The sequence below is a fragment of the Pelagibacterium montanilacus genome, from assembly GCF_003992665.1.
Lineage (GTDB): Bacteria > Pseudomonadota > Alphaproteobacteria > Rhizobiales > Devosiaceae > Pelagibacterium > Pelagibacterium montanilacus.
This window is the reverse complement of sequence record NZ_RZMX01000014.1, coordinates 132513-154834: the sequence shown is the minus strand read 5'-3', so window position 1 is coordinate 154834 and position 22322 is coordinate 132513. Positions and strand designations below refer to the sequence as shown.

At 63.0% G+C, this 22322-nt stretch carries 18 protein-coding genes and 3 tRNA genes; 6 read left to right on the top strand and 15 right to left on the bottom strand.

Going from position 1 to position 22322, the window contains the following annotated elements; genetic code table 11:
• Positions 1-20: 20 nt before the first annotated feature.
• On the bottom strand, positions 21-1232 hold the full coding sequence (locus EO136_RS05650) for a deoxyguanosinetriphosphate triphosphohydrolase (RefSeq protein WP_127143489.1): 1212 nt from the start codon (positions 1230-1232) through the stop codon (positions 21-23).
• A 96-nt stretch (positions 1233-1328) separates the two neighbouring features.
• Here EO136_RS05650 and EO136_RS05645 point away from each other — a divergent pair, with 96 nt between their 5' ends.
• Together EO136_RS05645 and xth are read left to right on the top strand one after the other, a co-directional pair.
• Entirely contained in the window at positions 1329-1661 is a 333-nt protein-coding gene (locus EO136_RS05645) for a HesB/IscA family protein (protein WP_127143684.1), read from the top strand.
• Between the two features lie 60 nt (positions 1662-1721).
• On the top strand, positions 1722-2531 hold the full coding sequence (gene xth / locus EO136_RS05640) for an exodeoxyribonuclease III (protein ID WP_127143488.1): 810 nt from the start codon (positions 1722-1724) through the stop codon (positions 2529-2531).
• Positions 2532-2540: 9 nt separating this feature from the next.
• Here the strand turns inward: xth and EO136_RS05635 are convergent, their stop codons facing one another.
• The 5 genes from EO136_RS05635 to EO136_RS05615 form a co-directional block, all read right to left on the bottom strand.
• Entirely contained in the window at positions 2541-3305 is a 765-nt protein-coding gene (locus EO136_RS05635) for a tetratricopeptide repeat protein (protein ID WP_164730455.1), read from the bottom strand.
• Positions 3306-3895: 590 nt separating this feature from the next.
• On the bottom strand, positions 3896-6622 hold the full coding sequence (locus EO136_RS05630; RefSeq protein WP_127143486.1) for a valine--tRNA ligase: 2727 nt from the start codon (positions 6620-6622) through the stop codon (positions 3896-3898).
• Between the two features lie 123 nt (positions 6623-6745).
• A complete protein-coding gene (locus EO136_RS05625; protein ID WP_164730454.1) occupies positions 6746-7597 on the bottom strand; it encodes a DUF2497 domain-containing protein in 852 nt (283 codons plus the stop codon).
• 231 nt (positions 7598-7828) lie between these two features.
• Positions 7829-9202, bottom strand: a complete 1374-nt coding sequence (locus EO136_RS05620) for a TolC family outer membrane protein (RefSeq protein ID WP_127143484.1) — start codon at positions 9200-9202, stop codon at positions 7829-7831.
• Between the two features lie 129 nt (positions 9203-9331).
• Positions 9332-9985, bottom strand: a complete 654-nt coding sequence (locus EO136_RS05615; protein ID WP_127143483.1) for a protein-L-isoaspartate O-methyltransferase family protein — start codon at positions 9983-9985, stop codon at positions 9332-9334.
• A 103-nt stretch (positions 9986-10088) separates the two neighbouring features.
• Here EO136_RS05615 and EO136_RS05610 point away from each other — a divergent pair, with 103 nt between their 5' ends.
• Positions 10089-10391, top strand: a complete 303-nt coding sequence (locus EO136_RS05610; protein WP_127143482.1) for a hypothetical protein — start codon at positions 10089-10091, stop codon at positions 10389-10391.
• A gap of 64 nt (positions 10392-10455) precedes the next feature.
• On the opposite strand, the gene EO136_RS05605 is transcribed toward EO136_RS05610, so the two are convergent.
• The 9 genes from EO136_RS05605 to EO136_RS05565 form a co-directional block, all read right to left on the bottom strand.
• Positions 10456-10532 (bottom strand) — tRNA-Asp (locus tag EO136_RS05605).
• A 169-nt stretch (positions 10533-10701) separates the two neighbouring features.
• Positions 10702-10777, bottom strand: a tRNA-Val gene (locus EO136_RS05600).
• Between the two features lie 155 nt (positions 10778-10932).
• Positions 10933-11205 (bottom strand): HU family DNA-binding protein, encoded by a 273-nt coding sequence (locus EO136_RS05595; RefSeq protein WP_127143481.1) that lies wholly within the window; start codon positions 11203-11205, stop codon positions 10933-10935.
• A 258-nt stretch (positions 11206-11463) separates the two neighbouring features.
• Positions 11464-13899: an endopeptidase La gene (gene lon / locus EO136_RS05590; protein WP_127143480.1), complete on the bottom strand. Its 2436-nt coding sequence runs from the start codon at positions 13897-13899 to the stop codon at positions 11464-11466.
• A 353-nt stretch (positions 13900-14252) separates the two neighbouring features.
• Complete coding sequence (gene clpX / locus EO136_RS05585) at positions 14253-15530, bottom strand: ATP-dependent Clp protease ATP-binding subunit ClpX (protein ID WP_127143479.1); 1278 nt, start codon at positions 15528-15530, stop codon at positions 14253-14255.
• A 173-nt stretch (positions 15531-15703) separates the two neighbouring features.
• Positions 15704-16333: an ATP-dependent Clp protease proteolytic subunit gene (locus EO136_RS05580; protein ID WP_127143478.1), complete on the bottom strand. Its 630-nt coding sequence runs from the start codon at positions 16331-16333 to the stop codon at positions 15704-15706.
• 209 nt (positions 16334-16542) lie between these two features.
• Positions 16543-18012: an NAD(P)H-hydrate dehydratase gene (locus EO136_RS05575; RefSeq protein ID WP_127143477.1), complete on the bottom strand. Its 1470-nt coding sequence runs from the start codon at positions 18010-18012 to the stop codon at positions 16543-16545.
• Positions 18013-18100: 88 nt separating this feature from the next.
• The gene (gene tig, locus EO136_RS05570; RefSeq protein ID WP_127143476.1) at positions 18101-19489 is read right to left on the bottom strand and encodes a trigger factor; all 1389 of its coding nucleotides are present in this window, start codon (positions 19487-19489) and stop codon (positions 18101-18103) included.
• A 56-nt stretch (positions 19490-19545) separates the two neighbouring features.
• Positions 19546-19630: transfer RNA gene (locus EO136_RS05565), tRNA-Leu, on the bottom strand.
• 319 nt (positions 19631-19949) lie between these two features.
• Between EO136_RS05565 and EO136_RS05560 the strand changes: the two genes are divergently transcribed.
• From EO136_RS05560 to EO136_RS05550, 3 genes are all read left to right on the top strand, one after another.
• Positions 19950-20288, top strand: coding sequence for a P-II family nitrogen regulator (locus EO136_RS05560; protein ID WP_127143475.1), 339 nt, complete (start codon positions 19950-19952; stop codon positions 20286-20288).
• 112 nt (positions 20289-20400) lie between these two features.
• Positions 20401-21810: a type I glutamate--ammonia ligase gene (gene glnA / locus EO136_RS05555; RefSeq protein ID WP_127143474.1), complete on the top strand. Its 1410-nt coding sequence runs from the start codon at positions 20401-20403 to the stop codon at positions 21808-21810.
• Positions 21811-22036: 226 nt separating this feature from the next.
• Positions 22037-22255 carry a hypothetical protein gene (locus tag EO136_RS05550; protein WP_127143473.1) on the top strand — a complete coding sequence of 73 codons (219 nt, stop codon included), beginning with the start codon at positions 22037-22039 and terminating at the stop codon, positions 22253-22255.
• The last annotated feature ends 67 nt before the right edge of the window (positions 22256-22322 follow it).

Genomic DNA, 22322 nt, shown 5'->3' with positions numbered 1-22322 from the left:
AAAATCCTAAGGGCTGCGGGTTAGCGGAAATCGGGACGGGCGTCAAACAGGCGCTCATGCTCGTCAAGAGCGAAGGGATCAGTCATGCCGGCCACGAAATCGCACACAACCTGCGCCCTGCCCGCCTCGTCCGTCGCTCGGCCGTAGCGGTGCTGCCAGGGGCCCGGCATGCGGCCATCGGCGAGATAGGCCTCAAAAAGCCGGGCGACGACCTGCTCGCTGGCGAGAACCGGTGTCATGACCGAGCTGTGCCGATAGACGCGGGCAAAGAGGAAGGCCTTGAGGTCCCGTTCTGCGGCCTCGACCTCGGCGGAAAAGCCGATCAGCGTTCGTCCACACGTCCGCACGTCTTCGGCCGATCGAGGGCCGACATCTTCGATCATCGCGGCGCTGCGGGTGATCACGTCCTCGATGGTGAAGGTGATCAGCCGGCGCTGGATCTCGTGCATCTGGCGGCCCCTGTCGATATCGGGCCAGCGCTCCCAAACGGTTCGGGCCACAGGGCCCACCAGCGGCACATCAAGGAGGTCCGGAATCTCCAAAAGGCCCGCGCGCACGGCGTCATCGATATCGTGGGCATTGTACGCGATGTCGTCGGCAATGGCCGCAATCTGGGCCTCGAGGCCGGCATGGGTTTCAAGCCGCAGGTCCCTGGGCACAGGAATGGTCCCCACGCCCGGCGGGAGGCCCGATTGTGCGTATCGGCCGGCGGGGCGACCCAAGCCGTCCAGCAGCGGTCCGTTGTGCTTGAGGATGCCTTCGAGCGTCTCCCAGGTGAGGTCGAGCCCGTCATGCTCGGCATAGCGGTTCTCGAGCAGGGTCACGACGCGCAGAGCCTGAACATTGTGGTCGAACCCGCCCCACTCGGCCATCAGCCTGTCCAGAACCCGTTCGCCCGCATGGCCGAAAGGCGTGTGTCCCAGATCGTGCGCCAGCGCCACGGCTTCAGCGAGATCCTCGTTGAGTGAAAGGGCGCGGGCGATCGAACGGGCGATCTGGCTCACCTCGAGGGTGTGGGTCAGCCGGGTGCGGAAATGCTGGCCCTCATGGTGCAGGAAGACCTGGGTCTTGTGTTGCAAGCGCCGGAAGGCCGTGGAATGGATGATCCGGTCCCGGTCGCGCTGGAATTCAGACCGGGTGGGGCTGGGATCGGGCGTCGTCCGGCGGCCGAGGCTCGATTGCGACCAGGAGGCATAGGGCGCCGGCCCGGATCCCGAAAGCGCTGCATTCACGGCTGACCTCTTTTCACACTGGCAGTGCGTACTTATGTTAGCATGACACCCACCCACACTGCGATGGACGGTTGCCCAATGACGGCTCTCGAGACAATGGAACCACAAGTGGTACTGACAGATCGCGCTGCCAAGCGCATCAAGCGGATTCTCTCGCGCGAGGAGCCGGGCTCCGCACTTCGCATAGCCGTATCGGGCGGCGGTTGCTCGGGCTTCCAGTACGAGTATAACCTCGTCAACGAGGAGCCGGCCACGGACGATCTGGTGCTGCGCAATGGCGAGGCCACGGTCTATATCGACCAGATGAGCCTCGAGTTCATGGGCGGCGCGGAGATCGATTTCGTGGACGATCTGATCGGGCAGTCCTTCCAGATCAAGAATCCCAACGCGGTCGCCTCCTGCGGCTGCGGCACGAGCTTCTCGGTCTGATCGAACCGGCCGCCCGGAGCGCGGCATCCCCCTGAACCGCTGGATCCGGAACGGCAGCCGATGCGAATTGCAAGCTGGAATATCAATGGCATAAACGCCAGACTTCATGCAGTGCTGACATGGCTGGACGAAGCCAAGCCCGATGTGGTGGGGCTCCAGGAAATCAAGTGCATGGACGAGAAGTTTCCCCGATCCGAGATCGAGGACCGGGGCTACAACATCGAGACCTTCGGCCAGAAATCGTTCAACGGGGTCGCGCTGCTTTCACGCTATCCGCTCGAGGACGTCTCGCGCGGGCTGGCCGGTGACGAGAGCGACGAGCAGTCGCGCCTGATCGAGGCGACGGTCTCGGTGGAAGGCGGGTCGGTGAGAATCTGCAACATCTACCTGCCCAACGGCAATCCGGTCGATACGCCGAAATTTCCCTACAAGATCGCATGGATGGACCGGCTCAACGCCCATGTGGCCTCGAGCCTGCGGTCCGAGGAGCCCTTCATCCTGATGGGCGATTTCAACCTGATTCCCTCGGCGATCGATTGTCATGACCCGGCGGCCTGGTGGGGCGACGCGCTCTACAGGCCCGAAAGCCTCGAGAAATTCAGGATCCTGCGCAATATGGGCATGACGGACGTGCTGCGGGCGACGACGTCAGACCCTGCATACACGTTCTGGGATTTCCAGGCCGGCGCCTGGCGCCGCAACGCGGGCATCAGGATCGACCATATCATGGCCTCTCCCCAAGCCGCAGACCGGCTGGTCGCCGTCAAGGTGCACAAGGATGTGCGCGGCTGGGACAAGCCCTCAGACCACGTGCCCATCGAAGCGCAGTTCGGCTTCGCCGAGCCCACGGCCCGGGACGCGGCAGCCTGACTGGTCGGCTCAATAGCCGTCGAACTGGGGACCGAGCGTTTCCGCGGCGCGCTGGGCCGCGGCGATCTGGTCGGAGCTGGCCTGGGCCATGGCGCCCTCGTTGAGTTCGCGGATCCAGGTTTCGTCGCTGGTGCCTAAAGCGCGGCGGTAACCCAGACCAAGCCACATCAGCCCCTCGACGGGCTGGGGATCGACACCCGCACCGGAAAACAGGATGTCCCCCAACCGCGCCTGGGCGGCCGGGTGGCCCTTGCGCGCGGCAAGCACGAGCCACCTGATGCTCTGGTTGATGAGGTAGCCGTTTTCCTGCTCGCTGAGGAACAGCTGATACTGGGCGTCGGCATCACCGAAATAGACGGCGGCGTGATAGATGAGCTTGTGGGCCTCGGCCTCGTCGGCGGCCACGCCGGCATCGGGCACGCCGCGCCGGTAATACTCCCCGACCTTGAGGAAGGACTGGGCCACGATGTCGGCGTCGAGCGATTGGGGAGGCGCGTTGGCGTTGTCGCTGGCCAGTTGCGCGAAGAACTGGAAGGCCTTGCCGGGATTCTGCTCCACGCCCATACCGGATTCATACATCAGGCCCAACTGCCAGAGAGCCATGGGCTGGCCGGCAGCGGCCGCATCCTCGAGCGCCGAGAGCAGGCTGTCCCCAGAGAGATCATCGACAGGCGCATCGAGCATGCGCGCGAGATCATGGGCCGCATCAAGAGCGCTCTGGGCCTGGGCGGCCGGAGCAAAGCCAATGGCCGATGACGCAGAGAATGCCACCACCCAAGAGAACGCAATACTTCTAACTAACGGCATCGTTCACCTTCAGGTATCCAGCCGCCAGCCAAGGCCCACGCGAATACGCGCGGCGCCTGCGGGGCAGGACCCAACTCTGTGTTTCCGGTCGACAGAAACGCATCTGCCGCCAACCTGTACTTCAATTTTTCTTTTCGCCGGCGCCTTGTGGCGGCCGGTCGTTTGCCTGCCGGATCTGCCAATCGGAATGGCCGTCCAGGCTCGGTCATTGGGGGATTTTTACCCCCGCTTTGTGTCGGCAATAAAGCACGACCCTCGCGGACAAACCGTCTCGACCGACCATCGAAATGGGATAAGACCACTGGCGACGTCGCACCACACTTCACGCATCCACCCCCCTGCCCAGAGCCGGACAGAAAACCTGCAGAGAGAAGCGCCCCCGCTCCTGCGTAGCAATGGCACTCAATCGCGCCATCACCGCCCGCCTGCAGTTTCTCCGGTTTGTTTGGGGTAAGATTGTGGCATCGCCGGTTAGCGAAACGTCACCGGCGGCGACACTGGCGATGTGTCATCGCCAGTGTATCAATTTAGTCACAAGCGCCCGACGGGCACCGCGATCAGCCCAGGCGGTCGAGAGCCGCTGCGATCCTGGCGCGACGCTGCTCGGTGTCCTCGAGCCGTGTGCGCTGCTCGGCAACGACCTCGTCGGGCGCCTTTTCGAGGAACTGGGGATTGGAGAGTTTCTTGGAGAGTCCGGCAATCTCGCCGTCCAGCTTCTTGATCTCCTTGCCCAGCCGGGCCCGCTCCGCACCGATGTCGATGAGATCGGCCAGGGGAATCGCCCAGGTCGCCTCGCCCAGTACGAATTGGGCCGCATCAGGCGGAATCGCATCCGCAGCGTCGATGGCGCTGGTGCGCGCCAGCCGCGATATGGCGGCATGGTGCCTGTCGATCCGGTCCATAGTCCCGGCGCTGGCCGATACGACCACCAGCGGCACCTTTGCACCGGCGGGCACGTTCATCTCGGTGCGGACAGAGCGGATTGCCGAGATCAGGTCGATGAGCCAACCGAGTTCGGCCTCCGATTCCGCATCACCCAGCCTGACGACGTCGGGCCAGCGAGAGAGCGCCAGCATGCCGGAACGTGCTGGGCCGGTCCGGCCCGTCTCCGCCCACAGTTCCTCGGTGACGAAGGGCATAAAGGGATGCAGGAGAGCGAGAATCTGATCGAGGCACCACGCAGCTGTGGCCCGGGTCTCGTCGCGCGCGGCTTCATCCTCGCCGGAGAACACAGGCTTGGCGAGTTCCACGAACCAGTCGCAGAACGTGCCCCAGACGAAGTCGTAAGCGCTGTTGGCAGCTTCGTTGAACTTGTAGTCCTCAAGACCGCGCTCGACATCGGCCACGGCGCGGGCCGTAGCGCTCACGATCCAGCGGTCGAGCGGGTTCGAGACCGTGCGCGGATCGAACCCTTCGACACGAGCACAGGAATTCATCTCGAGGAAACGCGCGGCATTCCAGAGCTTGGTAACGAAGTTCCGGTAGCCCTCGACCCGGCTCATGGCGAGCTTGAGGTCACGCCCTTGAGCCGCCATAGCGGCCAGCGTGAAGCGCGCGGCGTCAGCCCCGTATTCTTCGACCAGATCAAGAGGATCGATGACGTTCCCTTTGGTCTTGCTCATTTTTTGCCCGTTCTCGTCGCGCACGAGTGCGTGGACGTAAACGGTCGAGAACGGCTCGGTCTCCATGAAATGGAGGCCAAACATCATCATCCGGGCGACCCAGAAGAAGATGATATCGAACCCGGTGACCAGAACGCTGGTGGGGTAGTAGGTTGCCAGTTCCGGGGTTTTATCGGGCCAGCCCAGGGTCGAAAACGGCCAGAGCGCCGAGGAGAACCAGGTATCGAGCACGTCCGGATCGCGCTCGAGAGCGACGGGCTTGCCATAGTGGCGCTCCGCCGCAACGTGCGCTTCGGCCTCGGTTTCCTCGACGAATATGGTGCCGTCCGGACCATACCAGGCTGGAATCTGATGACCCCACCAGAGTTGGCGCGACACGCACCAAGGCTGGATGTTCTCGAGCCAGGAGAAATAGGTGTTCTCCCAGTTGCGCGGCACAAATGTCGTGCGGCCCTCGCGCACCGACGCGAGCGCCGGCTTGGCGAGTTCCGCCGCGTTCACGAACCACTGGTCGGTGAGGTAAGGCTCCACAGGAACGCCCCCACGATCGCCATGGGGCACCGAATGGTGGTGAGGCTCGATCTTGTCGAGCATGCCGCCTTCTTCCATGACCTGGACGATCCGCGCCCGGGCCTCGAACCTGTCGAGACCATCGAGCTGCCCCCAGAGCGCTTCCTGCATGGGGTTGGGCGACAGGCCCTCGAGGAAGTCGGGATTGTCCGCGATCGATATCCGACCATCGGGGTGCATGACGTTGATGGCGCGCAGCCCTGCCCGCTTGCCGACCTCGAAATCGTTGAAGTCGTGGGCCGGAGTGATCTTGACGGCACCGGACCCGGCGTCGGGATCGGCGTAGTCGTCTGCAACGATCGGGATCAGGCGCCCGGTGATCGGCATAAGCACATTGGTGCCAACCAGATGGGCGTAGCGCTCGTCCTCGGGATTGACCGCGACACCGGTATCCCCAAGCATGGTTTCGGGCCGGGTCGTGGCGACCACGATATAGGTGGAGGGATCCTCGGCGTTGTACGCGATGCCCTCCAGCCGATAGCGGAAATGCCAGAGATTGCCGTCGATCTCGCGCTGTTCGACCTCCAGGTCGGAAATTGCGGTCTGGAGCTTGGGATCCCAGTTGACCAGCCGTTTGTCGCGATAGATCAGGCCTTCCTTATGCAATTGCACAAAGACCTTGAGCACCGCGCGCGAAAGGCCTTCGTCCATGGTGAAGCGCTCGCGCGACCAGTCGCACGATGCGCCCAGGCGCTTGAGCTGGTTGAGAATCTTGCCCCCGCTCTGGCCCTTCCACTCCCAGACCTTCTCGAGGAACTTCTCACGCCCGAGATCGCGGCGGCCGGGGCCGCCCTGTTCGGCAAGCTGCCGCTCGACCATCATCTGGGTCGCGATGCCCGCGTGGTCCATGCCCGGCTGCCAGAGCACGTCCTTGCCGCGCAGGCGCTCGAAACGCACAAGGATGTCCTGGAGCGTGTTGTTGAGCGCGTGGCCGATATGGAGCGACCCGGTGACGTTGGGAGGCGGAATTACGATCGTGAAGCTCTCGGACCCATCCGCCTTGCCCGCGCCGGCGGCAAATGCGCCCGACGTTTCCCACATCTCGTAGATGCGCCCTTCGACCGCGCCCGGTTCGTAGTGCTTTTCGATCATGTCGGCTGATACCTGTCACAAGAATAGCCCGCCCCTGTTGGCAAGGGCGGGAGGAGATCACTGTGTCATCGTGTAAAGCCAAGCTGGCGGCGGAAGTCAACCATTCCGCCGCGCCAGGGCCGCTCAGCGACCGCCGCGCGAGACCCGTTCGATTTCCTGGACCACGATGCGTTCGACCATGGAGGGAAGATTTTCCTCCAGCCATTCCTTGAGCATGGGCCGCAGCATTTCGCGGATCATCGCCTCGATCGTGAGGTTGGACGCGCCCAACGCCATGTCAGGCCGGCTCTTGGGGGACTGCACTTTCGAGAGCGCCGAGCGGACGGCAGCCTCGGTGGCCGGGCCGAGAAGCTCTTCGGCCAAATCCGAGCTCAACCTCGAGTCGGGCAAGGGGGCCGCATCGGCAACCGACGGGCGACGCGATAGATCGGGACGACGGGCCACATCCTCGTCCTGCTCGAAAGCGATATCGTCGGGCACGACAAGGCTCGGCTCGTCTTCAGCCTCGGGAGCTGCCGAAGCAGGCTTCGCCGCCTCGGGCTCTTCCCGCGACTCGGGAGCCTTTGCGGCAGGCGCCTCGGCCCGGGCCTTGTCCGCCACCGCGCGGGCCATCGGGCCCACCTGATCATCGCCTTGCGATGCGGAACCGGCCATTGGCTTCCTGGCCTCGGCGGTGGGCGCGACAGGCTCGAGCTTGGCGCCGGAGGCTGCTGACGCCGGCGTGGGCCAGTCATCGTCCATGGGCTGTGCCGAAGCCGTTTCCGGGTCCTCCACGATCTGGTCGTTGGAGAGAGCGAGGGGTTCGGCCTCGTCCTCATCGTCCTCGAACGGGTCGATGACCTGATCGGACTTCCGCGCTTCGGCCGGGGCGACGGGCTTCACTTCTTCAAGCGACCGGCGCACTGGCTTGGTCGACGTCGCCGCCTCGTCGTCATCGGCAATGATCTGCCTGATCGAGGAGAGGATTTCATCCATGGTGGGTTCTTTGGACGCCGGCTGGTTCATGCTTGCCCCGATGGTGCTGCGCCTCAATACGCGAGGCGTACTCTTGACTGACCGCGCTGCCGATCTCGATCGGCGTGATTCGCATAGTTTACCCTAACGTGCACCGAACTGCCCGAAAACGGCAGTGCGGCGCCCAATTGGGGTATTCCACGGAAATCGAGAGACCAGCCTTGGCCCAGCGGGGCCGAGGCTGTGCGCGACCTAACGCAGGTTGCCCCACGCATCGCGGGGCGCTGCAGGGGCCGCCGCAGGTACTTTCTCGGCGATGGCGACGCCCTCGGCCGTCCGCGGGGTCACCGGAAGCTGAAGATCGAGCGCGGTGAGCCGGCCCATGGCGGCAAGCAGCGAATAGCTGGCGATCGAGCGCTGGGCCTGAGCCTGCACGAGTCCCTCTTCCACCGAAAGCAGGGTGGCCCGCGCATCCAGAGTGTCGAGGGTCGTGCCCTCGCCCAGATCGGCGCGATCGACCGTCGCCTCAAGCGCGAGCCGGCTGGCCGCGACCGCAGCGGTGGCCGACTCGATCTGTGCGGAGGCCGATTGCAGCCCTGCCCATGCCTGGCGTACCGCCTCGATGATCTGGTCGCGCGTGGAGAACGCGTCGAGCTCGGACTGCATGCGGCCGATATTGGCCTGCTCGATGGCCGGGCTTCTGGTGGGCGTGTAGATGGGGATCGAAAGGTTGAGCCCGAAATTGGCTGACGCCGAGGTCGAACCCGAGTCGCCGCGGTTGAGATTGGCGCCGCCCGAGATGGAAACGGTCGGCCCGAAGCTGGCGCGGGTTTCCTCGGCTTCGAACTGCGCTGCCCGGATCTGGGCCTGGGAAGCGAGAAGTCCGGGATGCTCGATCACCGCGACCGCGAGCGCCGCATCCACCGAACCGGGGAGCAGATGGCCCACGCGCAGACCGCCCGAAAGGCTGCGGGGTTCACCCCCGACCCAGCGCTGATAATTGGCTTCAGATATCCGCAGGTTGCTGATGGCGGCCTGATAGCTTGCCTCGGACTGGGCGAGCGTGGCTTCGGCCTGGGCAACGTCCAGACGCGTCCCCTCGCCCAGCTCGAGCCGGTCGCGGGCGGACTGGAGTTGCGCGCGGACGAAGCCGATGTCCTCCCTGCGGATTTCGACGATCCGACGGTCCTGGATGACCTCGAAATAGGCCGTGGCCGTGCTCAAAAGAACGTTCTGCTCGGTGTTGGCCACCGAGTATATGGCCGCGTCGTACTGCGCCTGCGCGGCGCGGATGGCGGCGCCGGTGGCGAAACTGTCGAACAGGGTCTGGTTGTAGCTCAGTCCGAACTGCTGGCTTGTGGAAAACTCGTCCCCGCCCGGCTGCGGACTGTCGGTCCAGTTCCCCGACACACCGGCCTGGCCGCTGATCGTGGGCAGGATCTGCCCTTCGGCAGCGCGGATGCCTTGCCCTGCGGACCGGACGGTCAGGAAGGCCGAGGATATGTCCGTGCTGTTGTTATAGGCATTGGCGAGCGCCTCGGTAAGCGACTGTGCCTGAACAGAAGCAGTGGGGAGCAGAAGTGCGAGACTCATCGCGCCAACGCAGGATACTCGAAAAAATGACATGATAGCGCCTCCAGCGATGCGCCAAGGTACGGCTTCGCCCGGGCGCAATCAACGACCCCACCGGCAACCTGAACAAACTTTAACGATTGCAGCCGCAGGGCGTGTCTGGACGGCAACACATGTGACGGTTCAAAGAACGAATTCGGGCTCTCGCCAGAAGGTCTCGAGCGCGGGCACGTTGAGGTTGAATCCGCGGTGATGGCTGATCTCGCTGCCCGAACGGTGATACGTCGTAGCGACGGCCGCATTGCCACGACCGATCGAGGCGACCAGCCGCCCCCCGTCCTTGAGCTGGTCGAGAAGCGAGGGGGGGACGAACTCCACCCCGCCCTCGATCACGATGGCGTCGAACGGCGCCTCACGGGGGACCCCGTCCTGCAGGGCGCCCGTGACGACCGCCGCGTTGCCGATATCGAGCCCCGAGAGCGTGTCATTGGCGTGGCCCACGGTAGCCTCATCGGTATCGAGCCCCACGACAGCGCCGCACAGGCCAGCGAGAACTGCGGTGGAATAGCCGCTGCCGCAGCCGACATCGAGGACAACGTCGTTGGGGCCCAGTTCGGCAAGCTGAACAAGGCGCGCGAACGCGGTGGGGGTCGGCAGGCACCGGCCACTGGGCAGTTCGATGACCTCGTCGATATAGCTCAGGCCCTTGCGGGCCTCGGGGACGAATTCCTCCCGGGGCACCGTGTTCATCACGTCGAGAATCCGCCAGTCGACGATGCCGCCCGTCCGGAGCTGACCGTCGACCATTGCCCGACGAGCCCGTGCGAAATCAACCATAGTTCAGCCCCTTGATAGCTTGAGCGCGAGATGTCCGGGCATACCGCCGCGCCCCCGATTACGCAAGCACCAACCCATCGCAGGGCCGCCACTGGACGGGATTATGGAACGCTGCCTGCAATTTGCGCATTATTGCACCATCTTCCCGGCTGCGCAGAGGCGCTTCCGGGGACAAGGCAAGCAAGATCAAGATGGGGAGGCCAGGGAGATGGCACGCAACAGCCGCACAGGACGGAATACGGGCCTCAGCCCGGTGATGATCGGCACGAGGAGCCGCTACGCCGACTGGGCGGCGGCCTTCAGGGATTCAAGCGACATGCTTTCAGGCATCTTCCACGATCTGCGATGCGATCTGGTGGATCTCGCGCGAAGCCTCGTCATGGAAAGGAAGGGCCCTTCCAAGTGACGACAAACGTCGCCAAACGGCAGGCCCGCCGCCAAATATCCAGAACATCAATGTCATGAAAAAGTGGCGGGAGTGACGGGGCTCGAACCCGCGACCTCCGGCGTGACAGGCCGGCGCTCTAACCAACTGAGCTACACCCCCTTGCGATCCGGAGCCGTTCGTCTCCGGCAAGGTGGGGATCGTTTACCGGGGACCCAGAGGCAAGTCAAGCGTCACAAACGCACTTTGACGAGGAAAAAATCCGCTCTCGAAAAAAGCCACGGCAAAGCCCCCGGCAACCGGGCTAAATATTTCAGAAAAAAGGGGAAAATGGTGGGCGATGACAGGCTCGAACTGCCGACATCCTCGGTGTAAACGAGGCGCTCTACCAACTGAGCTAATCGCCCCGCGGCGTGGCTTCAATGGGCCACGATCCACAAGTTCGCGCACTGCTTAGCCGCATGCGCCGAGGGCGTCAATAGCGCCCTGCCCCAGCCCCCAGAAAAGGAAAGGCCCCGGACGCGTCCAGGGCCGAACCCGTTTCAGGACTGATCCTGGTCGCTTAGTTCAGCGCGTCCTTCAGGCCCTTGCCCGCCTTGAACTTAGGCTGGACGGAAGCGGGAATGTCGATCTCCGCACCCGTGGCCGGGTTACGGCCCTTGGTTGCCTTGCGCTGCGATGCGGCAAAGGTGCCAAAGCCGACGAGACGCACTTCGTCGCCGCCCTTCAGAGCAGCCGTAATGGCCTCGAAAACAGCATCGACTGCCGCCCCCGCCTGGGCCTTGGAGAGATCGGCTTTCTCGGCGACGGCCGCGCTCAGATCGTTCTTGTTCATAGCGTTTCCTCACAATGAATTGCCCACCGGGAGAGGGTGAGCGGAAGCGGGACCACCCAATTACGATTCCGGGGCAAAAGCAAGGAAAACTGCGGGTTTCCGGGCTGTTTGCCCTCCGAATCGGCGGTTTTTCCACCGCGATCAACACACCGATATGACAGAATGGCATGCCCGGACGGCGGTGATCTCGCCGCAAAACGCAAAACGGCGCCCCCGGAGGGGCGCCGCCAGTTAAGGGTCATCGCGTGTCCGGACACCTCAGTGGGCGAGAACCGATCCGGTTTCCTCGCCATCGGCGGCGGGCTTGTCGGCGATGGGCGCCGCGTTGGTCTCGAAGTCCCAATCGATCGGCTTGAGCTCCTCGACCAGAGCGTGCTTGAGCACTTCGCCCATGCGCGAGACCGGGACGATCTCGAGCCCCTGCTTGACGTTCTCGGGAATGTCCTTGAGGTCGCGGACATTCTCCTCGGGGATGAGGACCTTGGTGATCCCGCCCCGCAAGGCCGCCAGGAGCTTTTCCTTGAGCCCGCCGATGGGCAGCACCCTGCCCCGCAGCGTGATCTCGCCGGTCATGGCAACGTCGTGGCGCACGGGAATGCCCGTCATCACCGAGACGATCGCCGTAGCCATGGCAATACCCGCGGACGGCCCGTCCTTGGGCGTTGCGCCCTCGGGCACGTGCACGTGGATATCGCGCTTCTCGAACAGCGGAGGCTCAATCCCGTACTCCACAGCGCGAGCCTTGACGTAGGTCGCCGCCGCCGAGATCGATTCCTTCATCACGTCCTTGAGGTTGCCCGTCACGGTCATCTTGCCCTTGCCCGGGCTCATGATGCCTTCGATGGTGAGCAACTCGCCGCCGACCGACGTCCAGGCAAGTCCGGTGACCGCACCGACCTGGGGTTCGGCATCGATCTCGCCATAGCGGAACCGCGGCGGGCCGAGATATTCCTCGACCAGTTCGGGCGTGACCGAAATGGCGGTCTTGTCCGTCACGAGGATATCCTTGACCACCTTGCGCATCAGATTGGCGATCTCGCGCTTGAGGCTGCGCACCCCCGCCTCACGGGTGTAACGCCGCGTGAGAAGCTCAAGGCTTGCCTGGGGCAGGTCGAACTCGCCGTCCTTGAGCCCGTGCTCCTTGAGCGATTCAGGGATCAGGTGCCGGCGCGCGATCTCCCACTTCTCCTCGTCGGTGTAACCCGACAGGCGGATGATCTCCATGCGGTCCAGAAGCGGCCCGGGGATGTTGAGCGTGTTCGCCGTGGTCACGAACATCACGTCCGAGAGGTCGAAATCGACTTCAAGGTAATGGTCGTTGAACGTCGAATTCTGCTCGGGATCGAGCACTTCGAGCAGCGCCGAGGAAGGATCCCCGCGGAAGTCCTGGCCCATCTTGTCGATCTCGTCGAGCAGGAACAGCGGATTGGCCTTGCCTGCCTTTTTGAGCGACTGGATGACCTTTCCCGGCATGGACCCGATATAGGTCCGCCGGTGACCGCGGATTTCGGCCTCGTCACGGACACCGCCGAGCGACATGCGCACATACTCCCGGCCGGTCGCCTTGGCGATCGAGCGCGCGAGCGAGGTCTTGCCCACGCCCGGAGGGCCCACGAGGCAGAGAATCGGCCCCTTGAGCTTGCCCGTGCGGCTCTGTACGGCGAGATACTCGATGATGCGTTCCTTGACCTTCTCGAGCCCGTAGTGATCGCCCTCGAGAACGGATTCGGCAAAGCGCAGATCCTTCTTGACCTTAGACTTCTTGCCCCAGGGCAGGTTGAGCATCCAGTCGAGATAGTTGCGCACCACGGTGGCTTCGGCGGACATGGGGCTCATCTGCTTGAGCTTTTTCATCTCCGCGTCCGCCTTGCCGCGCGCTTCCTTGGAAAGCTTGGCCTTGGCGATGCGCTCCTCGAGTTCCTGGAGCTCGTTGGTGCCGTCTTCGCTGTCGCCCAGCTCTTTCTGGATCGCCTTCATCTGCTCGTTGAGATAGTACTCGCGCTGGGTCTTCTCCATCTGCCGCTTGACGCGGCTGCGGATGCGCTTTTCCACCTGCAGAACGCCGATCTCCCCTTCCATCAGGCCGAGCACGCGCTCGAGCCGCCCGGTGATCGAGGGCGTGCCTAGGATATCCTGCTTGTCCTGGATCTTGACCGCGAGATGGCTGGCGATGGTGTCGGCAAGCTTGGAATGGTCCTCGATCTGGGTGACAGCGGCAACGACCTCGGACGAGATCTTCTTGTTGAGCTTGACGTAGTTCTCGAACTCGCTGACCGCCGAGCGGGCAAGCGCCTCCGCCTCGACCTTGTCGTGATCGGACACGTCGATGGGTTCGGCCTGAGCCTCGAAATAGTCCTCGGTCTGGACGTAGCGGTCGATCCTGGCGCGGTTCAGCCCCTCGACGAGAACCTTGACCGTGCCGTCAGGCAGCTTGAGGAGCTGCAGGACGGACGCGATGGTGCCGACCTCGTAGATGGCGTCGGGCGCGGGATCGTCTTCCTGAGCGTTCTTCTGGGTCACCACGAGGATGTGCTTGTCCTCGCGCATGACTTCCTCGAGCGCACGCACGGACTTCTCCCGGCCCACGAACAGCGGAACGATCATCGAGGGAAACACGACGATGTCGCGCAGCGGCAGAACGGGGTAGACCTTGTCGCGGTCGAACTGGGGTGTGGTGGTGGTGTCGTCCGACATTCACTATCCTTTCGTCGGCGCCGGCAGGAGGGAGAAGCCGGCAGCCTGTATCGGGCCGCGTGAAGGTGAGATCACAGACTCACAGGGGCACGCGACGCTTCGTCCCTAAAGATAGGGCAAAGGCGGGCTTTCACAAGTTCGCCCGCAGAATTTTCCTCTGTGCCCACCCCTTGAAGCGGACGGGCGATCAGTTTTAGGCGGGACCGAAGTCCACCAGTGCTTGTCCGCGCGCCCGCAACTGGCGGGATCAAGGGAAATCCGAGGCTCGGGAAGGTCTCTCGGTGCCCTTCTGACTCAAAAAGCCCGGCGCTGCGCACCGGGCTTTCCAAATTTGCATATCTCGACAGCAAGCCTCAGGCGCCGGACTTCATGTCCTCTTTGGCACGCTCGGAATAGATGTAGAGCGGCCGGACATCCTTGTTCTCGATGACTTCCTGGCTGATGACGACTTCTTCCACGCCTTCGAGCGAAGGCAGGTCGTACATGGTATCGAGGAGGATGCCCTCAAGGATCGAGCGCAGGCCGCGTGCACCGGTCTTGCGGTTGATGGCCTGACGGGCAATGGCCTTGAGCGCGTCCTCGTGGAAGGACAGCTCGACATTTTCCATTTCGAACAGGCGCTGGTACTGGCGCACCAGAGCGTTCTTGGGGGCCGAGAGGATTTCCACGAGCGCATCGACGTCCAGATCTTCGAGGGTCGCGATCACCGGCAGACGGCCGATGAATTCGGGGATGAGCCCGAACCGAACCAGATCCTCGGGCGCCACTTCGCTCAGGATGTCGCCGACCTTGCGGTCCTGCGGATCCTTGACCTCTGCGGTGAACCCGATCGAGGAGCCCTCGCCGCGTGCGGCGATGACCTTTTCGAGCCCTGCGAACGCACCGCCGCAGATGAACAGGATGTTGGTGGTGTCGACCTGCAGGAATTCCTGCTGGGGATGCTTGCGGCCACCCTGGGGCGGCACGGACGCCACCGTGCCTTCCATGATCTTGAGCAGAGCCTGCTGCACGCCCTCACCCGAAACGTCCCGGGTGATCGAAGGATTGTCGGACTTGCGCGAAATCTTATCGACTTCGTCGATATACACAATGCCACGCTGCGCCTTGTCGACGTTGTAATCGGCTGACTGCAGGAGCTTGAGGATGATGTTCTCCACATCCTCGCCCACATAACCCGCTTCGGTCAGCGTCGTCGCATCGGCCATGGTGAAGGGCACATCAAGGATGCGCGCCAGCGTCTGGGCCAGAAGCGTCTTGCCGCAGCCGGTCGGGCCGATCAACAGGATGTTGGACTTCGCCAGTTCGACGTCCTGGTTCTTGGTCGCGTGATGGAGCCGCTTGTAGTGGTTGTGCACGGCCACCGAGAGGACCCGCTTGGCGCTCCACTGGCCGATCACGTAATCGTCCAGAACCTTGCAGATGTCGGCTGGCGTGGGCACCCCATCCGAGGACTTGACCATGGAGGTCTTGGATTCCTCTCGGATGATGTCCATGCAAAGCTCCACGCATTCATCGCAGATGAATACGGTCGGCCCTGCAATGAGCTTGCGGACTTCGTGTTGGGACTTCCCGCAGAACGAGCAATAGAGCGTGTTCTTGGAGGATTCCCCGCTCGAATTTTCCTTCGACATCTAGCTACTCCCAGTGCGCACGTATGCGCCTGAACCTTGCGTGTTCCCCAAAGCTAACGGGGTACACGTGAACAAAATGTAATCCGGTCCCGACCATAAAGGCCAAGACCGACACGCGCAATCGACGAGTGCGCTACCCAGTGCGACGCCCGACCACGTCCTCGACGCTATATTCACGCCGGAGTTTCAGGAACGGCACGCTTCATATGCACGTCGTCGATCAGGCCCAGTTCCTTTGCCTCTTCGGGGCTCATGAAGCGGTCGCGCTCGAGCAGATCCTCGATCTCCTGATAGGAGCGGCCCGAATGCTTCACATAGATTTCATTGAGCCGGCGCTTGAGGCTCTCGGCTTCCCGAGCGTGGATCATGATGTCAGTGACCTGGCCCTGATAGCCGCCAGAAGGCTGGTGGACCATGATTCTCGAATTGGGCAGGCAGCCGCGCATCCCGGCCTCACCGGCGGTCAAAAGCAGCGACCCCATCGAAGCGGCCTGCCCCAGGCACAGGGTCTGCACCTTGGGCCGGATGAACTGCATTGTATCGTAGATCGAGAGCCCCGAGGTCACCACGCCGCCCGGCGAGTTGATGTACATGGCGATTTCCTTCTTCGGGTTTTCCGATTCCAGAAACAGCAACTGGGCGACGATGACGCTCGCCATGTTGTCTTCGACCACACCGGTTACGAAGATGATCCGCTCGCGCAGGAGGCGCGAATAGATGTCGAACGCGCGCTCGCCCCGGTTGGACTGCTCGACCACCATCGGCACGAGCGTGTTCATGTATAGATCGACAGGATCTCGCATGTCGGAAGTCTCTCCCTTTGGGGAACGAATCAAAAAATGTAGCCACGCCGATAGCAGGCGGAGAGGAATTAATGTGCGGTAAACCGTGACATAGGCTCGGGACGAACGCGGTTCAATAGCCAGCGCGCCCGTCACCCAAATATGGTGCACGAGCGCCCACCAAAACCACGCGATACCGGCCACCCGAACCGCCCTGCGATTTCCCTCTATCAAACCGAGAGGGAACCGAGCACTTCGGGGAGCAGCGCGGGGATATCCCCCGCCATCATCCCGGGACGGGCGAAAGCGCGCGCTGCCAGCCCGTGAACATAGACTGCCGCGCATGCAGCGTCTACCGGGGCCATGCCCTGGGCCATAAGGCCCGCGATCATGCCCGCGAGCACATCGCCGGTGCCCGCGGTGGCCAGCAGCGTCGAGCCGCTGGCGTTGATGATCGCTCTGCCGCCGGGCTCGGCGATAACGGTGTCGCTGCCCTTGTAGACGATCACAGCGCCCGATTGACGCGCTGCCGCCCGGGCGCGGTCGAGCTTGGACGGGGCGTCGGCCCGCGCAAAGAGCCGACCGAATTCGCCGTGATGTGGCGTGAGAACCACACCCCGACCGGGGCGCGCTGCAATGGCACCAAAGAGGGTTTGGGGCGAGTCGGCAAAGCTGGTTATGGCATCGGCGTCGAGCAAGACAGCGGGTGCGTGCTCGAGAGCGGTGAGCACCAGGGCACGCGTTGCCTCCCCGATCCCGAGACCCGGGCCAAGCACGATCGCGTTCTTGCGGGTATCCTCGAGCAGCGCAGCGAGATCGGGAGCCGTCTCGCAAGGGGACAGCATGATCTCGGTCAGATGCGCTGCGTGGACGGCAAGAGCGTCCCGGGGCCCGGCAATGGTGACCAGCCCCGCCCCTGCCCGCGCCGCGCCGAGCGCGGCAAGCCGGGCCGCCCCGGTGTGCAGGCCGTCCCCCGAAACCACGACGCAATGGCCGAAGCTGTATTTGTGGTCCGACGCCTCCCGACGAGGCAGCGTCCAGAGGTGCGGATCGTTCTCGAAGATCTCGGGCTCGATGTCGCACAGCACGCGGTCGGGGATGCCGATATCGGTCAGCACGACCTCGCCTGAGAGGCTGGAGCCCGGTTCGAGCAGATGGCCCGGCTTGGACCGGAAGAAGGTCACCGACAGCGCTGCCTTGACCGCAGCGCCCATGACGAGGCCCGAGGCACCGTCCACGCCGCTGGGCAGGTCCACGGCCACGATATTGGCCCCGGATGCGTTGACGGCGGCGATGAGCTCGGCGAGCCGGCCGTCCACCTTGCGGGAGAGCCCGGCGCCGAGAAGCGCATCGACGATCAGGCCAAAGCCGGCGCACATCCCGGCGTCGGCAGTCTCGACCGGGCCGGTCCACAGGCTCTCCATCTCGGCGGCGTCGCCCGAGAGCGCCTCGCGGTCCCCGAACAGGGCAAGTCGCACGGGCCAGCCGCGCTCGATGAGCAGGCGCGCCACGACAAAGCCATCACCGCCATTGTTGCCCGGCCCGCACAGGACCAGAACGGGCTGGAGAGGAAATCGCCGGGCGATCTCGAAGGCGACGGCCTGGCCGGCATTTTCCATGAGCGTCAGCGAGGACACGCCGGATGTAACGGCAAGTTGGTCCGCCTGAGCCATCTGGGCGGGGGTCAAGAGTTCCTGCACTGTCTTCTCCAGTTCAAATCCCCCCGCCTCAAACGAAAAGGGCCCCGCATTCGTTGCGGAGCCCTCGTCACTTCAGTTGCGATTTCGATCAGTGATCGTGATCGGAGTCGATATCGAAGCCTTCTTCGCCTTCGCGCACGAGACGGACGAGCTCTTCACGCTCGACGGGCTTCTCGGTGACGGTGGCGAGCTCGGTCACATATTCGATGACCTTGTTCTCGAAGATCGGCGCGCGCAGGCTGGCGAGAGCCTGCGGGTTCTTGCGGTAATAGTCGTAAACCTGCTGTTCCTGGCCCTGGAAGCGGCGCACCTCGTTGACGAGCGCCTGCTGGTGCTCCTCGTCCGATACCGTGATCTCGTTGGTGTTGCCGATCTCTGCGACGACCAGCCCGAGACGCACGCGGCGCTCGGCGATCTTGCGGTAATCCTCACGCGCCTTATCCTCGGTCGTCCCTTCGCTCTCGAAGGTCTTGCCGTGGTGCTCGACCTCGTGCTTGACGCGATTCCAGATCGCGTTGAACTCGGCCTCGACGAGCTTTTCGGGCACATCGAACTTGTGGCCGTCGTCGAGCGCGTCGAGAACGAGCCGCTTGGTCCGCTGCTTGGAGAGCGAATCGAGCTGGGCTTCCATCTGGTCGGTGATCGCCTTGCGCAGGGCGGCAAGATCCTCGAGCCCGATGGACTTGGCGAACTCGTCATTGAGCTCGACATCGGCCTTGGGGCCATCGACATGGAGCATCTTAATCTCGAACTCGGCGTCCTTGCCGGCGAGATCCTCGTTCTGGTAGTCGGTCGGGAAGGTGACCTTGATGGTCTTTTCCTCGCCCTTCTTGATCCCGACGAGCTGCTCTTCGAAGCCAGGGATAAACTGGCCCGAACCGACGATCAGGTGCGTGTGGTCGGCGCTGCCGCCCTCGAAGGGCTCGCCGTCGATCTTGCCCACGAACGAGATGCCGACACGATCGCCGTCGGCGACAACGGCGCCATCGCCCTTGTCCTCATAGCCGCGATTGTTCTTGAAGAAGGTGTCGAGTTCCTTGTCGACGTCCTCGTCCTTGATCGCAACGACCGGCTTTTCGATCTTGATGGACTTGAAGTCCATGAGCGAAACCGGGGGCAGAACCTCGTAGGACACCGAGAACGAGAGGTCTTCCTCACCGTCGAGCACGCGGTTGATCACGGCCTGATCGTCGGAAAGATCGATCTCGGGCTGAGCGGCAGCCTTCTCGGAGCGCTCTTCGAGCGTCTTTGCAACGGTGTCGTTGATCGCTTCCTGCATGACCTCGGACATGACCGAGCGGCCATAGACCTTCTTGAGGTGCGAAAGGGGGACCTTGCCAGGACGGAAGCCCTTGATCTGGACCTTGCCCTTGACGTCCTGCAGCTTTTCGTCGAGCCGTGAACTCAGGACCGTCGACGGGATAGTCACATCGAGCTGCCGACGCAGCCCTTCATTCACAGTTTCTGTCACGTTCATGTTCAGGTCGATCCCGTCTTTATCTTATTGAACCTATACGGATGATGTGCCGGACTTGGTGCGGGTGAGAGGAGTCGAACCTCCACGCCTTGCGGCGCTGGAACCTAAATCCAGTGCGTCTGCCAGTTCCGCCACACCCGCGCTCCCGCGCCGTCCGGCCCGAGTTGGCGAGCGGTCTATCTCAACTTAGAGGGTCAGTCAAAGCCTGTTTGGCGCGCGCCTGCTCCCCGCACTGCCGACAATTGCCGCAGCACGCGGACCGACCGCCTGACAACATTGCCTAAAAAGTGGCCACATTGCCTATTTGACGATCGCTGGCAATTGGCGATACCCTTGGCCATCTGAGGGCGACGGGCCCCAACCCCATGATTGAGCGGAATTTTTCTGCCATCGGCGCGCTTGGCATACCATGTGCATTAATCCAGGCAACCGGTCCCGAACACACCAAGGAGACGTGGACATGAAGAAGATCGAGGCGATCGTCAAACCGTTCAAGCTGGACGAAGTGAAGGAAGCCCTTCAGGAGGTCGGGCTGCAAGGGATCACTGTGACGGAAGCCAAGGGCTTCGGGCGGCAGAAGGGGCACACGGAACTCTACCGTGGGGCCGAATATGTCGTGGATTTCCTGCCGAAAGTGAAAGTGGAAGTGGTCGTGGCCGACGAGTTCGCCGACAAGGCGATCGAGGCCATTCGCAATGCGGCCCAAACAGGCCGTATTGGCGACGGCAAAATCTTCGTCTATCCCGTTGAGCAGGCCATTCGCATCCGCACTGGCGAAAGCGGAGACGAAGCCCTCTGATACCGGCGCGCCCGACCCTTCTATAAAGAGTCGGCGCTGCTCCCCTCTCCTGCGGCCCTCCTCCCGGTACCGGCCCGAACCAAACCTCAACTCATACAATGGGGAAACAACCATGAGTTCAGCACAAGACCTGATCACACGGATCAAGGACGAAGGCATCAAGTACGTCGATCTGCGCTTCACCGACATCCGCGGCAAGCTGCAGCACGTCACGATGGACGCCTCTGTCGTGGATGCCGACATGTTCGAAGAGGGCGTCATGTTCGACGGCTCCTCGATCGCCGGCTGGAAGGCCATCAACGAGTCCGACATGGTCCTGATGCCGGACAACTCCACGGCCTATATCGACCCGTTCTTTGCCGCGCCCACGCTCTGCGTGAACTGCGACATTCTCGAGCCGGCCACCTACCAGCCCTACAACCGCGATCCCCGTTCGATCGCCAAGAAGGCCGAAGCCTTCGTGGGCACCTCCGGTGTCGGCGATTCGGTCGTCTTCGGCCCGGAGCCCGAGTTCTTCCTGTTCGATGACGTCAAGTTTTCCAGCACGACCTACAAGGTCGGCTTCCAGGTCGATTCGACCGAGCTGGGCACCAATTCGGATGCGGACTACGAAGGCGGCAACACCGGCCACCACGTCGGCATCAAGAAGGGCTACTTCCCGGTTCCTCCCCTCGACAGCGCCCAGGACATCCGCGGCGAGATGCTCGAAGCCCTCGCCTCGATGGGCGTGGTCGTTGAAAAGCACCACCACGAAGTCGCTTCCGCACAGCACGAGCTGGGCATCAAGTTCGCGCCCATGATCACGGCCGCCGACCACGTCCTGCTCTACAAGTACGGCGTGCACCAGGTTGCCCAGGCTTATGGCAAGACCGCAACCTTCATGCCCAAGCCCGTCTATGGCGACAACGGCTCTGGCATGCACTGCCACCAGTCGATCTGGCGGGACGGCAAGCCGCTGTTTGCCGGTGACGAATATGCCGGCCTTTCGATGGAGTGCCTTTACTACATCGGAGGCGTGATCAAGCACGCCCGGGCGATCAACGCCTTCACGAACCCCTCGACCAACTCCTACAAGCGTCTGGTCCCGGGCTTCGAAGCCCCCGTGCTGCTCGCCTATTCGGCACGCAACCGCTCGGCCTCCTGCCGTATTCCGTTCGGCCAGAGCCCCAAGTCCAAGCGTGTGGAAGTCCGCTTCCCCGATCCGATGGCGAACCCTTACCTCGCCTTCACGGCTCTGCTGATGGCCGGTCTCGACGGCATCAAGAACAAGATCCACCCCGGCGAAGCCATGGACAAGGATCTCTACGAGCTGCCCAAAGAAGAGCTCAAGGACATCCCGACCGTTTCAGCCTCGCTGCGTGAAGCGCTGGAAAACCTCGACAAGGACCGCGACTTCCTCAAGGCCGGCGGCGTGATGGACGACGATTTCATCGACGCCTATATCGAGCTCAAGATGGAAGAAGTCATCAAGTTCGAGCACACCCCGCACCCGGTCGAGTACGAGATGTACTACTCGGCGTAAGCCGAACGCGATATCTGCTACCGAAAGGGCCCCTCCCGGGGCCCTTTTTTATTGTGTCGCAGTGGTTTGCGGGAAGGACGACATCCTGATCGCGCAGCCTTGAGGCCGGCGCGCCCGAGGCCGATGCGCAACCAAAGCGGCGTCTGTGGATTGCCGTTTCAGCAGACGCGACCGGGCAGCACAGCCGAGGCCGCAGAAATTGCCATGAACTGCGAAAGGATTTCCGATGTCCAAATCAGGGAACAAGATCAAACCCGAGAGCGTGACCAAGACCGCCAAGACAAAGACCAGAAGCGCCAAGTCCCAGCCGGAGCGCAAGCGCTCGACCACGAGCATGTCGACGCTGGCGTCCAGAGCGGTGAGAGGCAAGAAGCTGACCAAGACCGAGATCGCGAGCCTTGGCGGCTCCGTGCTCAGCCAGGACGAGAAGAAGGCTCGGGCATAGGATTTCGGACACGATGGCGGCTAATCGCCGCCATCGTGTCTCGCCCAGGCTACAGCACATCAAGCGA

Excerpts from the sequence above, each read along its gene's own strand:
- xth (WP_127143488.1), top strand. The coding sequence starts at position 1,722 with ATGCGAATTGCAAGCTGGAATATCAATGGCATAAACGCCAGACTTCAT.
- EO136_RS05595 (WP_127143481.1), bottom strand. The coding sequence starts at position 11,205 with ATGAACAAGAACGATCTGAGCGCGGCCGTCGCCGAGAAAGCCGATCTC.
- EO136_RS05620 (WP_127143484.1), bottom strand. The coding sequence starts at position 9,202 with ATGTCATTTTTTCGAGTATCCTGCGTTGGCGCGATGAGTCTCGCACTT.
- EO136_RS05615 (WP_127143483.1), bottom strand. The coding sequence starts at position 9,985 with ATGGTTGATTTCGCACGGGCTCGTCGGGCAATGGTCGACGGTCAGCTC.
- EO136_RS05550 (WP_127143473.1), top strand. The coding sequence starts at position 22,037 with ATGTCCAAATCAGGGAACAAGATCAAACCCGAGAGCGTGACCAAGACC.
- glnA (WP_127143474.1), top strand. The coding sequence starts at position 20,401 with ATGAGTTCAGCACAAGACCTGATCACACGGATCAAGGACGAAGGCATC.
- EO136_RS05625 (WP_164730454.1), bottom strand. The coding sequence starts at position 7,597 with ATGGATGAAATCCTCTCCTCGATCAGGCAGATCATTGCCGATGACGAC.
- clpX (WP_127143479.1), bottom strand. The coding sequence starts at position 15,530 with ATGTCGAAGGAAAATTCGAGCGGGGAATCCTCCAAGAACACGCTCTAT.
- EO136_RS05630 (WP_127143486.1), bottom strand. The coding sequence starts at position 6,622 with ATGATCGAAAAGCACTACGAACCGGGCGCGGTCGAAGGGCGCATCTAC.
- EO136_RS05610 (WP_127143482.1), top strand. The coding sequence starts at position 10,089 with ATGGAACGCTGCCTGCAATTTGCGCATTATTGCACCATCTTCCCGGCT.
- lon (WP_127143480.1), bottom strand. The coding sequence starts at position 13,899 with ATGTCGGACGACACCACCACCACACCCCAGTTCGACCGCGACAAGGTC.
- EO136_RS05645 (WP_127143684.1), top strand. The coding sequence starts at position 1,329 with ATGGAACCACAAGTGGTACTGACAGATCGCGCTGCCAAGCGCATCAAG.
- EO136_RS05580 (WP_127143478.1), bottom strand. The coding sequence starts at position 16,333 with ATGCGAGATCCTGTCGATCTATACATGAACACGCTCGTGCCGATGGTG.
- tig (WP_127143476.1), bottom strand. The coding sequence starts at position 19,489 with ATGAACGTGACAGAAACTGTGAATGAAGGGCTGCGTCGGCAGCTCGAT.
- EO136_RS05560 (WP_127143475.1), top strand. The coding sequence starts at position 19,950 with ATGAAGAAGATCGAGGCGATCGTCAAACCGTTCAAGCTGGACGAAGTG.